Annotated in this window: 10 protein-coding genes; 3 read left to right on the forward strand and 7 right to left on the reverse strand. The window is 57.7% G+C overall.

Annotated features, from left to right (window positions below; all coding sequences use genetic code 11):
* The first annotated feature begins 139 nt into the window (after positions 1-139).
* The gene (locus tag ELE36_RS19120; RefSeq protein ID WP_129836155.1) at positions 140-2416 is read left to right on the forward strand and encodes a putative bifunctional diguanylate cyclase/phosphodiesterase; all 2277 of its coding nucleotides are present in this window, start codon (positions 140-142) and stop codon (positions 2414-2416) included.
* On the forward strand, positions 2409-4661 hold the full coding sequence (locus ELE36_RS19125; protein WP_129836157.1) for a putative bifunctional diguanylate cyclase/phosphodiesterase: 2253 nt from the start codon (positions 2409-2411) through the stop codon (positions 4659-4661). Before ELE36_RS19120 ends, ELE36_RS19125 begins: the two co-directional genes overlap by 8 nt.
* Positions 4662-4779: 118 nt before the next feature.
* Here ELE36_RS19125 and icd read toward each other — a convergent pair whose 3' ends face one another.
* The 3 genes from icd to ELE36_RS19140 form a co-directional block, all read right to left on the reverse strand.
* Positions 4780-6078: an NADP-dependent isocitrate dehydrogenase gene (gene icd, locus ELE36_RS19130; RefSeq protein WP_129836159.1), complete on the reverse strand. Its 1299-nt coding sequence runs from the start codon at positions 6076-6078 to the stop codon at positions 4780-4782.
* Between the two features lie 215 nt (positions 6079-6293).
* Positions 6294-7610 (reverse strand): amidohydrolase, encoded by a 1317-nt coding sequence (locus ELE36_RS19135; RefSeq protein WP_129836161.1) that lies wholly within the window; start codon positions 7608-7610, stop codon positions 6294-6296.
* A gap of 77 nt (positions 7611-7687) precedes the next feature.
* Positions 7688-8812, reverse strand: coding sequence for a dipeptidase (locus ELE36_RS19140; protein ID WP_129836163.1), 1125 nt, complete (start codon positions 8810-8812; stop codon positions 7688-7690).
* A 328-nt stretch (positions 8813-9140) separates the two neighbouring features.
* On the opposite strand from ELE36_RS19140, the gene ELE36_RS19145 reads away from it, so the two are divergent.
* Positions 9141-10235 carry a hypothetical protein gene (locus ELE36_RS19145; protein WP_129836165.1) on the forward strand — a complete coding sequence of 365 codons (1095 nt, stop codon included), beginning with the start codon at positions 9141-9143 and terminating at the stop codon, positions 10233-10235.
* A 528-nt stretch (positions 10236-10763) separates the two neighbouring features.
* On the opposite strand, the gene ELE36_RS19150 is transcribed toward ELE36_RS19145, so the two are convergent.
* The 4 genes from ELE36_RS19150 to ELE36_RS19165 form a co-directional block, all read right to left on the reverse strand.
* Positions 10764-11465, reverse strand: coding sequence for an SDR family NAD(P)-dependent oxidoreductase (locus tag ELE36_RS19150; protein WP_129836166.1), 702 nt, complete (start codon positions 11463-11465; stop codon positions 10764-10766).
* A gap of 81 nt (positions 11466-11546) precedes the next feature.
* The gene (locus tag ELE36_RS19155; RefSeq protein ID WP_129836168.1) at positions 11547-12416 is read right to left on the reverse strand and encodes an aldo/keto reductase; all 870 of its coding nucleotides are present in this window, start codon (positions 12414-12416) and stop codon (positions 11547-11549) included.
* A gap of 124 nt (positions 12417-12540) precedes the next feature.
* Positions 12541-12987 (reverse strand): acyl-CoA thioesterase, encoded by a 447-nt coding sequence (locus ELE36_RS19160; protein ID WP_129836170.1) that lies wholly within the window; start codon positions 12985-12987, stop codon positions 12541-12543.
* Positions 12974-14011 carry a ribonucleotide-diphosphate reductase subunit beta gene (locus ELE36_RS19165; RefSeq protein WP_425480885.1) on the reverse strand — a complete coding sequence of 346 codons (1038 nt, stop codon included), beginning with the start codon at positions 14009-14011 and terminating at the stop codon, positions 12974-12976. Before ELE36_RS19165 ends, ELE36_RS19160 begins: the two co-directional genes overlap by 14 nt.

Here is a 14011-nt window from a genome sequence, read left to right on the forward strand (position 1 = left end):
TCGGTTGAATCTGCCGCGGCAACTCTGCGATTTTCGCGGCGCGGTGTAAACAAAACTATGCTTTGATACGCTGGCGTACAGACAAAAATCCAGCGCATGCGCTAGGATTCTGCGTAAGACCAACAAGAGGGTGCGCGCTATGGAGTGGCGACCGCAGAGCAATAACTTGAGCGAGCGGGATCTGCCGCCCTCGCCGAGTTCGCTTGTTCTGTTTTTCGGATACGTGCTCATTCTGTCGGCGCTAAGTATTTTGGTTCTGCTGGCACGCAAGGATTCTCCACAGCTTGCCGATCTGGCGCGTAGCGCGGTGTGCGCCACCGTCGTCGTCGCGCTGATCTATGGCATGTATCGCCATCGGCCCGCGCATACGTTGCCGTGGTTGCTACTCGGCGCCAGCGTGCCGCTGTGGTTTCTGCGCGCACTGTTGAATGGCCAAGCTGATTCGATCTGGCGTTTGGTGCTGATTTTCGCCTCGAACCTGCTGACCATTGTTTTTTTCGCCACGTTGGTGCGCTATCGCAACCTGACCCGCGATCTGTTGGTCTGGCTGGATATTGCGATCATCACGCTCTGCGGCGCCTTGCTGGCGCTGCGTTACATTACGGCAGAGTGGTGGCATTTGGTCGATGCCGATCCGCTCGCCAGCCTGCGGATCCTGGTGTTGCCGATGGTGCACGTGGCGATCGCTGGCGGCATCATGGGCGTGGCGTTGACGATGCGCCGGTTCAGTCTGTCGTTGTCGCTGATTTTGCTGGCGCAAGCGGCCTTGCTGATCACCGAAATCATGCGTCTCGATGTGTCGTTGTTGCATGGCTTGCAGTTGCCGGTTTACAGCCAGGCATGGAATGCGGTTGCGGCGCTCGGACTCATCCTATTCGGCTTGGCCGCGCTTAGCTCGGATATGCGAAATTTGACCGAACCCGGCCAATCGGTTTATCGGCTGTGGGGGCCTGCCCAGGTAACACTGATTTTTTGCGTGATCTGCTTTGCGCTCACCGCATTGGCGGGTGCACCGTGGCCATTGCCTGAGCACCCCGAAACCAGGCTCATGGTCATCACTGCGATAGTCATGCAGGCCGCACTGTTGGCGCGTTGCAATATCGCGATCCGCAGCATGCACAGCGCGCGCAGCGAATTGTTACATCGCATCGAAAACGATACGTTGACCGGGCTGCCAAACGAAAACGCCTTACGCAAGACCTTGGCGGTATGGCATACGTCTGCAACGCCGTTCGCACTGGGCTTGTTCGATATCAACAAATTCAGCCAGATCAATCACACCTGGGGATACGACGTCGGCGATCAGGTGTTGCTTGCGGTCGCGCGGATGCTGCGTGATAGCAAGCTGCGACGTGTACAACTGTATCGGATGCAAGGCGATGTTTTTGCGCTGTTGTTGCCCATTTATTCCGCACGGCAGGGCAAGCTGATACAACGCCTCTCCCGTGATTTGCTGCAGAAACTGCGACTGCCGTTGCAAGTCAAAGAACACCGGCTTTTCCTGTCTGCCAATATCGGCATCAGCCAGAATGCCGATGCCATCAACACATCACCGGAAACCCTGCTGCGCGATGCCGAAACTGCACTGTTTCGCGCGAAATTGCAGGGCCCGAATACGCTCAGCCTGTTCGTGCCGCAGATGCATTTCGAGATCACCGAACGCCATCGCATTGTCAATGCGTTGCGCCAAGGCATGGGTGCCGAATTCAGGCTCGTCTATCAGCCGATCGTCACGCTCGACAGCGGCACAACCACGTCGCACGAAGTGTTGTTGCGCTGGACGTCGCCAGAATTGGGTGAGGTTTCGCCCGCGCTATTTATTCCGATCGCGGAAAAAGCCGGGTTGATTTGCGAGATCACCCACTGGGTGCTTTCGCAGGCATTTTTGCAGTTGAGCGAAATGCCGGACGATCAGCACCTGTCGATAAATATTTCGGCGCACGATTTGTGCGATCCGGAATTTCTACCGATCCTGGATCGGCTCGCCGGGGTATATGCAATCGATCCCGCGCGCATCACGCTGGAGTTCACCGAAGGCGCGTTGATCGAGGATTTCGAGCACATCCCACCGCTGCTGCGCGAACGTGGTTACCGGATTGCGATTGATGATTTCGGTACCGGCTATTCCAGCCTGAGCTATCTCATGACCTTGTCGGTCAGCAGTGTAAAACTGGATATCTCGTTCATTGCGAATATCGAGCACGACTTGAACCAGCGTGCGCTATGCGGTGCCTTGATCAGCATGTGTCGCGACAACGGCTGGGCGGTCGTCGCCGAAGGTGTGGAAACCTATGCTCAGCACGAAATATTGCTGGCGATGGATTGTGATCTTGCACAGGGCTGGTGGTACGGAAAACCGGTCGCCAAAACGCCTGAACATGGCGAGCTGAATTTGCGCTGGACTGCCGATGAATGAAATATCGTCGGAGCGGGATTTTTTTAACGCGGCGAAATTTGCGTTGCCCGATCGATTGCGCTTTGTACTGCAGCGTTATTGGCTGGCGTTCGTATTTTGTGTGTTGCAAGTCGCGCTGCTGATCGGGCAATCGCTATTGCCGAACGCCGATCTGCTGCTTCGGATAACGCAGCAAATCCTCACCATGATCGTGGTGTGCTACGGCATTCGTCACTATCGACCGACCCAGGGGCGGCCGTGGTATCTGCTGTTGGCATGGAGCGTATTGTCGCTGCTGCATGGCATGTTGCCGTTGTTCTTGGATGCAGAGTCGAGCTTGCATATGGTGCTCGGTTTTGCTGTCACCGTCAGCCTTCTCGGCTTCTGTATTGCCATCACGCGACGGCGCACGCTGGCACGTAATCCGGTGCTGTGGCTTGATATCACGATCATCTGTCTGGGTTGCGGCCTGTTTGTATTGCGGTATTTTTTGATCGTCTGGTGGGATCGGATCGATGCTGCGCAAACTAATTTTCTGGTGTTGTTGTGGCCGCCGATCGTCAGGCTGAGTCTGTTCGCTGGTGTCCTGAGTATCGTGCTTACCGCGCGGCGCAACAGCGTATTGCTGAGCCTGCTTTCGCTCGCGCTGCTGACGATGGTGGTCGGTGATTTTCTCTGGCTGAATTTTTACGGGCCGCATTTGCACATGCCCAGCACGGCGCACGACGGCCGCTGGCATGTGCTGGCGTGGCTGTCGTGTAGCTTGATCGGGGCGTCCGCGTTGCTGCCGCAAATGGTGCACCTGACCGATCCCGGGTTGCCCGCCTATCCGGCGTGGGGACGCTGGCGCGTGGCGCTGATTTTTGTCGCGATCAGCGCACCGATGATCCTACTCGGCAGTTTGCCGATACCGTTGTCCGAACATCCCGAATCGTTGCTGTTGCTCGGCGTCACCGTCGTCATGGAAACGATCCTGATCGTCCGTTGTTATGTCGCGATCGTCGGTGTACGACGGGCACGCATGGAGCTGTTGCATCGCATCCGTTACGATGAACTCACCGGCCTGCGCAATGATCATTCCTTGCGAACCCTGACAACACGGCAGGGCGAGGCGCTGACGCCGTATTGTCTGGCGTTGCTGACGATCGACCGTTTCAGCCAGATCAACAATACTTGGGGTCACGCCATCGGCGATCAGCTATTGCAGGCGGTAACGCACATCCTGCAACGCCATGACGATCCGCCTGTGCAATTGTTCCGCACGGCAGAAGCCGAATTTGCGTTGTATCTGCCAACGAGTGACGAGCGCAGCCGGATCACCCTGCTGCGCAAAATCCTCACTGAAATCGGCAAACCGCTGCAGCTTGGTGGGCAGCGGTTCTATCTACTTGCCAGTAGCGGTTTGAGTTTCAACGAGCAGCCCGAAGCGCGCTCGATCGATGACGTATTACGCGAAGCCGACATCGCGCTGTATCGCGCCAAACGGCGTGGCGGCAATGCCATCGTGGTGTTCGACGAAGGCATGCGCGAAGAAATCGCCGAGCGCCAGCGATTGCTGGCAGCGATGCGCCAGGGAATCTGGCACGAGTTCAGCGTGGTCTATCAGCCGGTCATGCAACATGATCGCGATGAGGCGAGCTTCTATCAGGTGCTACTGCGCTGGACCTCGGCAGAGTTCGGCAGCGTCTCGCCGAAGTGTTTTCTGCCGTTAGCCGAAGAAGCCGGTCTGATCGGTGAAATGACCACCTGGGTGATGACGCAAGCGTTCATCGAACTCAGCCATGCGCCGTCGACTTTGTGCCTGCTGGTCACCATCACCGCACACGATCTGCGTGACAAAACCATCGTCGGCCTGCTCGACTGGCTGCATGCCGAATACGGCGTGCGCCCCGAACAGCTCATGCTGGAGCTGACCGAAAGCATCATGATCGAAGACGTCGAAAACGTGTTGCCGCTGCTGCGCGAGCGCGGCCACCAGATCGTGATCAATCATTTCGGCAGCGGACATTCCAGCCTGAACGCGCTGACCAGTTTACCGGTGGATGCGGTCAAGCTGGCGGAGCCGTTCATCGCTCAAATTGAACACAACATACATCAGCGCCGCTTGTGTCAATCGATGATTGCGCTGTGTCACCAGAGCGGATTGCAAGTGATCGCGAAAGGCGTCGAGACCCAGCAGCAACGCGATTTGTTACGCGCGATGCACTGCGATTTTGTGCAGGGCGTGTTGTATGGTTTTCCGCAGAATCAGCCAGGACACGATTAAAAAACGCGAGCGCATCAATGTTGCAACAAACGCGTACATCTCGCTCAATTCGAATCGCCGAAAAACAACGAGGCGCCGCAGCGCCTCGTTGTCGATTGCAAAAATCCGCTGTGTAGGATTACAAACCCTTGATCAACTCATCGGCAAACTCGGAGCATTTGACTTCGGTGGCGCCGTCCATCTGACGCGCGAAATCGTAGGTCACGTGCTTGCTGGCAATCGCCTTGTCCATCGCGCTGATGATCGCATCGGCGGCTTCGGTCCAGCCCATGTAGCGCAGCATCATTTCACCGGAGAGCACGACCGAACCCGGATTGACTTTGTCCAGGCCGGCGTACTTCGGCGCGGTGCCGTGGGTAGCTTCAAACACGGCATGACCGGTCAGATAATTGATGTTGCCGCCCGGTGCGATGCCGATGCCGCCAACTTGCGCGGCGAGCGCGTCGGACAAATAATCGCCGTTGAGATTCAAGGTGGCGATCACGTCGAATTCTTCCGGACGCGTCAGCACCTGCTGCAAGGTGATGTCGGCGATCGCATCCTTGATCAGGATCTTGCCCGATACCAAGGCGGTTTTCTGCTCGGCGTTGGCTTCAGCCTCGCCCTTGGCGGCCTTGGTCTTTTCCCACTGCTCCCAAGTGTAGACCTTATCGCCGAATTCGCGCTCGGCCAAGGCGTAACCCCAGTTGCGGAACGCGCCTTCGGTGAACTTCATAATGTTGCCCTTGTGCACGAAGGTCACGCTCTTGCGATTGTTGGTGATCGCGTATTCGATCGCGGCGCGGATCAGACGCTCCGAGCCGTCCTTCGACACCGCCTTGATGCCGATGCCCGAGGTTTCCGGGAAACGAATCTTGCTGAACTCTTTCGGGAAATTTTCCTTGAACAGATCGAGGAACTTCTTGTTCGCATCGGTGCCGGCTTCGAACTCGATACCGGCGTAGATGTCTTCGCAGTTCTCGCGGAAGATCACCATCTCGACTTTTTCCGGATGCTTGACCGGTGACGGCACACCCTTGAACCAGCGCACCGGGCGCAGGCACACATACAGGTCGAGCATCTGCCGCAAGGCGACGTTGAGCGAGCGAATACCGCCACCGATCGGCGTGGTCAGCGGACCCTTGATCGACACCAGATATTCGCGACAGGCTTCGACCGTCGCATTCGGTAGCCACGTGCCGAACTGGTTGTTGGCTTTCTCGCCGGCGTAGATTTCCATCCAGTGAATCTTGCGCTTGCCGCCATAGGCTTTTTCGACGGCGGCATCGAACACACGCACCGAGGCGCGCCAGATATCCGCGCCGGTGCCATCGCCTTCGATGAACGGCACGATCGGGTTGTTCGGCACGTTCAGCGTGCCGTTGTTGATCGTGATCTTGGCGCCGCCAGCGGGCGCGGTGAAGGTTGGCTCAGCCATAACAGAACTCCGGGATTTGTGTGGCCGTGGCAGGGGGCTGCGGCCGCGAAAGAAAAATAACCGCGCTATTGTCTCGCGTTAGCGCAGCACGGTGAAGGGGTAACGCAACAAATGGCAAGTGCTTGCTCTCGCAGCGTACTTGCCATTGTGTTTACGTCAGACGCGTTATTGCGGCGAAAGTGCCGCGATCAAGCGTGCGACGGATGGCCGTCGAATCACTTTGTCGTATGCGCGCCGCCGAGAAAATCCAGCGTGACCTGGGTCAGCGCACGCATGCCGAGATCAAGCGCGGATTCGTCGAGATAGAATTTCGGCGAATGGTTGCTCGGCGTTTTCGCGAGGTCGCGATCCTTCGGCGTGGCGCCGACAAAAAAGAACAGGCCCGGCGCTTCGTGCGCGTAATACGCAAAATCTTCCGCGCCGGTGACTAGGGCAATTTCGCTGACATGATCCGCGCCCGCGACGTGCTGCAAACTCGGCAACATGCGTGTGGTCAGCGCCGGATTGTTGATCGTGACCGGATTGCCGACATCGGCCGGGATGTGCGTTTCCACACTTGCACCGTTCGCAGCGGCGGTATGCTCGGCGATGTTGGTCAAGCGATGAAAAATATCCTTGCGCATGTCTTCGTCGAACGTGCGAATCGTGCCGACCAGCTCGACTTTATCGGGAATGATGTTGTAGCGAATACCACCCTTGATCGCGCCGAACGTGACCACCGCCGGCTGGCGCGTGATGTCGATCTGGCGGCTGACAATGGTCTGTGCCGACGTGATCAATTCGGCCGCGGTGACGATCGGATCGATGCCACGCCACGGCGAGGAACCGTGCGTCTGCTCACCTTTCACGAGTATCGTGAAACGATCCGAAGCCGCCATGAACGGCCCGCTGCGGTAACCGATTTCACCCGCGTGCAAACCCGCCCACACATGCAGGCCGAACACCGCATCCGGCTTGAAATTCTTGAACAGGCCTTCCTTGATCAACAGCGGTGCGCCGCCCTCCTCGCCTTCCGGCGCGCCTTCTTCGGCGGGCTGGAAGATGAACATCACTTCGCCCGGCAGATCGCGGCGCATGCCGGCCAGTGCGGTAGCGACGCCGAGCAGGATCGCGGTATGCGAATCGTGACCGCAGGCGTGCATCACGCCAACTTTTTCGCCGCGATATTCAGCGGTCACTTTCGAGGCGAATGGCACATCCACCTGCTCGGTCACCGGCAACGCATCCATGTCTGCACGCAACGCCACGCGCGGCCCAGGTTTGCCGCCTTTGAGAATACCGACCACGCCGGTATGGGCGATGCCGGTCTGCACCTCAAGCCCGAGTTTCTTGAGCTGATCGGCGACAATTTTCGAGGTGCGGAATTCGCGATTGCCGAGTTCGGGATGCGCGTGGATATCACGCCGCCAGTTCGTGACCTGGCCAAGCACCGGCGCCGTCAAACCATCAACGTTGATCGTCGGATTTTCCGCATACGCCTGTGTCGCACCGAGCAGCAGCGCAAGCATCATCGCCAGTTTATTCACGCGCATCGTTCTCTCCCGAAAGTTGCGCAGGATGCTAGCACGGCATGTCGGCGCTTTTTGTTCAGAGACTTTTGACACCCGGATCAAGCGGCTGAACTTATCCAGGTTTCGGCAAAAACGCGCTGAAAATTGAGGCCAAGAATCTTGTCGATGACACGGCCTTTGTAGCCGTGGCGAACGAGCGTATCGGCGATCACGCGGTAGCGGTCGGGCCGGTTCAAGCCGATCACGAACGGCGGCGGACCTTCGCCCGGCGCGCCGACACCACTGGCCTTGCGCGCGGCGATATCCTTGTTCCATTCGACCATGTTTTCCGGCGATGTATCGAATGGCATCAGCAACGCATCGCTGCCGATGCCGACATGATCCTCGCCGCAAATTTTAAGCGCATGGGTGAGGTGGCGCAGATAATCGTCCAGCGTTGGCTGCTGGGGCGCGCGCGCGAGGAACGCCAATTCATAGATGCCGACCACGCCGCCCTTGCTCGTCATCGCGCGTAACACCGCATCGCTCTTGTTGCGCGGATGCGCCATCACCGCGGCGCATCCGGCGTGCGTGATCAAGCCGGGTTTGCTGGATGCCGCGAGCGCGGCCAGCGTCGATGTCTCATCGCAATGACTGAGGTCGAGCGAAACTCCGAGCGTGTTCATGCGCTGGATCGCATCGCGCCCGAGTTGGGTCAATCCGGCAGACGGCTGCGGACTCAACACGCCTGAGGCGAACGGCGATGGGCGGTTGTATGACAACTGCATCACGCGTACGCCACGTTTGCGAAAATGGTCGATGCGCTCGACTTTCGCCTCAAGCATTTCCACGCCTTCGAACGAATAAATGATGCCGATCTTGCCGCTGCGTTTTGCCAGCAGAAAATCGGCGGCCTGCTCGATCTTCATGTACAGCGCCGGATTCGCGCGGATGCCTTGATCGAAGCCATCGATGTCTGCATTGGTCTGCGCAAAATCGCCGGCGCTGCCGCCGATCGTCGCCTTGAGCGCGGTCAGCCCGGAGGACTTCACGGCGAGGGTTGTAGTCTGATCCAGCGCGCCCGCATCATCGAGCGGCGGCACGAGATTGCCGTCGATCACGATGGCCTCGGCGTAAGGCGTGGGCGCCGAATCTTTCGCCGCGGCGCTAACGTGTCGCGCGAAGACAAGGCCCGCAGCCAATACCGATGAGGTTTTGAGAAAAGCACGGCGGTCAGGCGTCATGTGAATCTGCTCCGGTCGAAAATCGGCAGCGCGAGTGCAATGCCTTGTTCGCCTTCAGCATGCATCGTGCCAGCAGCAAAACCGCGCCACATCTCGCGCAGCGAACGATTGCGATCATGTCCGCACGGACAACGAACGTCCGTGCGGACACAACCATGGGATAAAATTAATCTCTATATCGTGCCAATCTTTGCACGACACTAGAGTGTCGGTATCGGTGTGAATCGCAACTAATCGGCCGTACGAGGTGATCTCCGGCCATGCTCAACTTAGAAGTGAAACAGGCGGCTCGTATAAACTCCTGCGACCAACCCGGGAACAGGCGAAAATGATTCAATTGTTCAAGCGCATTTTTAATCGAGCTGATCGAACCGTAAAAGATTGCATGGATCAGGATCCTCAGATTTCTCAGCCGCAGCTGACATGGTGCCACGATACGACGATGCCGATAGTCGATTGGAAAGTAGCTCACGAAGAGGCAAAGCAGTACAAAGATAAAGATGCGGCAGCCCTTGGGAGCTACTGGCGAAGCGCTGCACTGACATGGCTCAAGGCGCTGCGTATGCATTTGGGGGATCATTACAGCATCGAACAATCTCAGTCGTTCGCAGTGTTTTCGAGCCTGAAAGACAGGCAATTGCAATTAGCTGTGGAATTTTGCGAGCGCTCTCGACACCGTATTCTGAGGGCGTTGCGTGGCGTTGCGTCAGCCTGGGGCAACGGTCCGCATGTCGTACTTGTCTTCGACAACATGGACGACTACTACAACTATGTTGGCAACTATTATCCAGCGAGCGGCGAGTTCGCCATGTCGAGCGGGATGTTCATCCAGCGCGGTTATGGTCATTTCGTATTTGTGCTTTCGGAGATCGCTGTCATGGAGCCGATTATCGCGCATGAACTGACGCATTGCTTGATCGCGCCACTGGCAATCCCTGCCTGGCTCAACGAAGGCACTGCTGTAAACATGGAAAGGCAGATAGTGCCTCTTTACCGGGATCCTCGCCGTGGCATTTTCTCGCATCGTGAGGATGAGCAGAAACGCGCGGAGTTCTGGAATGTAAATACGATTCAGCAATTCTGGTCGGGGAAATCGTTCATACGCCCAGACGAAGGCTGCTCACTTTCTTACGATCTTGCGACAGAATTAACACGATTAATCGCGAGAGATTACGACAAATACTGTGCTTACATGAATTCAGCAAACCGCACAGATGCTGGCAGTGCAGCTGCCCTACCAGCGCTGGGTTTTACATTGGGTGATCTTGCGAGTGCTGTACTTGGCGAAGGCCAATGGGAGCCAGATCCTGCTTCATGGCAAGAGGGTACGGAGCGCGGTCAGTTCCAGCAATCGGATACGGAACGTCGCGAGAGCGGCATCGGCGAAGCAACGACAAACTCTCTCAAGCCCATGTGCCATTGACGGCAAAGCCTGCGACTCGAATGAAACAAATTTTTAGCCCGTGCAGCAACCGCTACAAAGGCGTCATATCACTTATCGAGTAAAAATTTCAGTTCCCAAATGTCGCGTTTTGTTGGGTTTTCTCGTACTTGAAAGTACAGGGAAACAAATGACTCAGATGAAAACGTCTTGAGCATGCAAAACGAGGAAGACGAAAATGACTCGGAATCAACTGAAAGTTGATCATTCACAACGTGTAATAGGACCGTCTTCGCCGCCTACCGTAGATCCTCAGTGTACAAGGCCGCAGGCAGTGGTTGTGCAAAAAGTGTCTGATACAGGAGCCTCGTCACAAAACCATGCCGAGCCGAAAACTTCAGCACGAGTGCGATGCGACGACGCGCTCGCGTTGTGCATGCTGGATTCCGCGTTCGGCGGTTGAGGCAAAATCACGGTCAGCTCGTTCGCGATGAACGAGCGCCGGTTTGCGACAGTATAATTCTCGAATCGCTCATGCGGTGAATTGCCTGGCGCATGGGCGAGAGAAGCTTACCAGCGTATCGTGTGGCCGCGATAATCCAGATAACGCAGCCCGGGTTTTCCGGCGCAGCTGGTGATGGTGTCGACTACGCCACGGATGCTTTCGTGCACGTCGAGCGCGGCGTTCGGCCCGCCCATGTCGGTGCGCACCCAGCCCGGCGCGATGATCACCAGCGGGCGCGAATTGCCGGCTTGGCGCGCAGCGAAACTGCGCATCATCGTGTTCAGCGCCGCCTTGCTGCCGCGATACACGTCCCAGCCGCCGGATTCGTTATCCGCAACACTGCCGAGCCCCGATGACATCACGCCGATCGTGCCGGTGCTGCTCACGAGCGATTCGAATTGTTCGATCACACGCATCGGTGACAGCGCATTCGTCACCATCACGCGCACGAATTCGTCGGTCGAAACCGCGCCGGCAGTTTCTTCGGGATCGTTGGCCACGCCCGCGTTCACAAACAGCAAGTCAAACTTGCGCGATTGCAGACGTTGTCGCAGCGACGTGATTTCGTCGGCATTGGCGATATCGACCGATTCGATTTCGATCCGGCCCTCGCTGCGCTGCGCGAGTTCATGCAAGGCGGTTTTGCCGGTGCCGCGCACGGTGGCGATCACGTGCCAGCCGCGCTTGGCGTATTCTTCGGCCATCGTCAAACCCAGTCCGCGCGAGGCGCCGACGATGAGGGCGGTGGGTGATGGATTCGAGCTCATGGGGTTTTCCTCGGATGGGTTGCGGATGCGTGATTGGCTCATGACATCCGTCGGAATATTCTGCTGCGTGTCAGAGTGCGATTACGCCGACTGGCCGTGCTGATTCAGCAGTGTGAAATCCGCATCGCTCAACACCAAACTCGCCGCAGCAATGTTCTCTTCAAGATGCGCAACGCTGCTTGTGCCGGGAATCGGCAGCATCACTTTTGAACGCTTGAGCAACCAGGCCAGCGCGACCTGACCGGGAGTCGCGTTCAGTCGTGCGGCGATATCGCCGAGCGCGGAACCGGGGCCGACCAATGCGCCGGCTGCGAGCGGAAACCACGGGATAAAACCGATACCGTGCGCATCGCAATAATCCAACACTTTTTCGCTCTGGCGATCAACCAGGTTGTAGCGGTTCTGCACCGTCGCGACCGGGAAATATTTTTGCGCTGCGTCGATATCGTCGATACCTACTTCGCTCAGACCGGCATGTCGAATCAGACCTTCCTTGCGCATGTCGGCGATCACGCCAAACTGGTCTTCGCGCGACACGGCGGGATCGATACGATGCAATTGCCACAGATCGATGCGCTCGACACCGAGCCGGCGCAGGCTCATCAACACGCACTGGCGCAGATATTCCGGGCGTCCCAGCGGCAGCCAGATATCCGGGCCGTGGCGCGTCAATCCGCCCTTGGTCGCGATCAGCAGATTCTGGTATGGATGCAACGCGTTGCGGATCAAGTCCTCGCTGACATTCGGGCCATAACTGTCCGCGGTATCGATGAAGTCGACACCGAGTTCGGGCAATCGGCGCAAGGTCGCGAGCGCGGCGGCGGGATTGGCCGGCGCGCCCCAGATACCTTTGCCGGTGATGCGCATGGCACCGTAGCCGAGGCGATTTACGGCGAGATCGCCGCCGATCTTGAACTGGCCGGCTTCGGCGGCGTTGATGGGCTTGGACATGGTGGGATTTCCAGTTGAGATTTGGCTAAATGATCGGGTCATCCAGAACCTTGGTGCAAATCCGCGAACCTCAATGGTCGAAGTTAATCCTGTCGTATGCGCCGCGGCAATTCGTGCTTTCTACCTAGTGATCCGCTTCCATCGAACGAGACTCCATCGCATCATCACCAGCCACAACGGTTGCAAGCAGCGGCACCGCGACCGGCTTGTGATTGGCATCGAGCGCGATCATGACGAAGTGTCCGCGCGTGCACAGCTGGCGCTCGCCCGAGAGCAGATCTTCGGCGTACAGATCGACCGCGACCGTCATCGAGCTGCGTCCGGTGGCGACGACACCTCCGATCAATTCGATGAGCTGACCTTGCCGCACCGGGCTGCGAAAATCGATCTGCTCCGAACGCGCCGTGACCACCGTGCGGCGCGAATAACGCGAGGCGGCGATGAACGCCGCCTTGTCCATCAGCGCGAGTGCGTGACCGCCGAACAACGTGCCGTAATGATTGGTCTGATCGGGGAAAACCATTTCGAGCAGACGCACTTCGGTGAGCACAGCCGCCTCAGAAACTGGCATCGAAAACCACTTCGCCAACCACGCCGACCTGATACGCCGAGACGCGCCGCTCAAAGAAGTTGGTCAGTTCCTGCACATCCTGCAGCTCCATGAAACCGAGCGGATTGCGTGTACCATAAAACTTCGGCATGCCGAGCATGTGCAGGCGCTGGTCGGCCACGAATTCGAGATAGGCGCGCATGTCCTGCCGCGATAATCCGGCCACGCCGCCGCCGAGCACATCGTCGGCGAACTGGGTTTCGCAGTCGACCGCATCCTGCATCATCGCCAGCACCTCTGCCTGCATCTCGGCATCGAACAAATCGGGTTCCTCGCTGCGCACGATATGGATCACCTCGAACGCAAACGCCATGTGCGCGGACTCGTCGCGGAACACCCAGTTGGTGCCGGATGCGAGCCCGTGCAGCAATCCGCGCGAGCGCAAAAAATACACGTAGGCGAACGCGGCGAAAAAAAACAGACCTTCGATGCAACACGCGAAACAGATCAGGTTGAGCAGAAACTGCTGGCGTTGCGCACGCGTATCAAGCCGATCCAGCGTCTGAATCGAATCGATCCAGCGCATGCAGAATTCGGCCTTGCGCCGAATCGACGGGATATGTTCGATCGCATCGAAAGCGCGCGCGCGCTGGGTCGGATCGGGCACATAAGTATCGAGCAAGGTCAGATAAAACTGTACATGCAGCGCTTCCTCGAACAACTGGCGCGACAAATACATGCGCGCCTCGGGCGAGTTGATGTGTTTGTACAAATTGAGCACGAGGTTGTTCGAGACGATCGAATCGCCGGTTGCGAAAAACGCGACGAGACGTTCGATCAGATGCCGTTCGGCCGCTGTCATCTTGTTGCGCAGGTCGTTGACGTCGGGCGCGAAATCGACCTCCTCCACGGTCCAGGTATTCTTGATCGCGGCGCGATACATTTCGTAGAACGCCGGATACGCCATCGGTCGCAGCGTGAGATTGAGACCGGGATCGAGCAAGCGCCCGGGCGGTTTTGAGGACATTGGCAGTTGGGCGGACAT

This window comes from Pseudolysobacter antarcticus (assembly GCF_004168365.1).
Classification (GTDB): domain Bacteria; phylum Pseudomonadota; class Gammaproteobacteria; order Xanthomonadales; family Rhodanobacteraceae; genus Pseudolysobacter; species Pseudolysobacter antarcticus.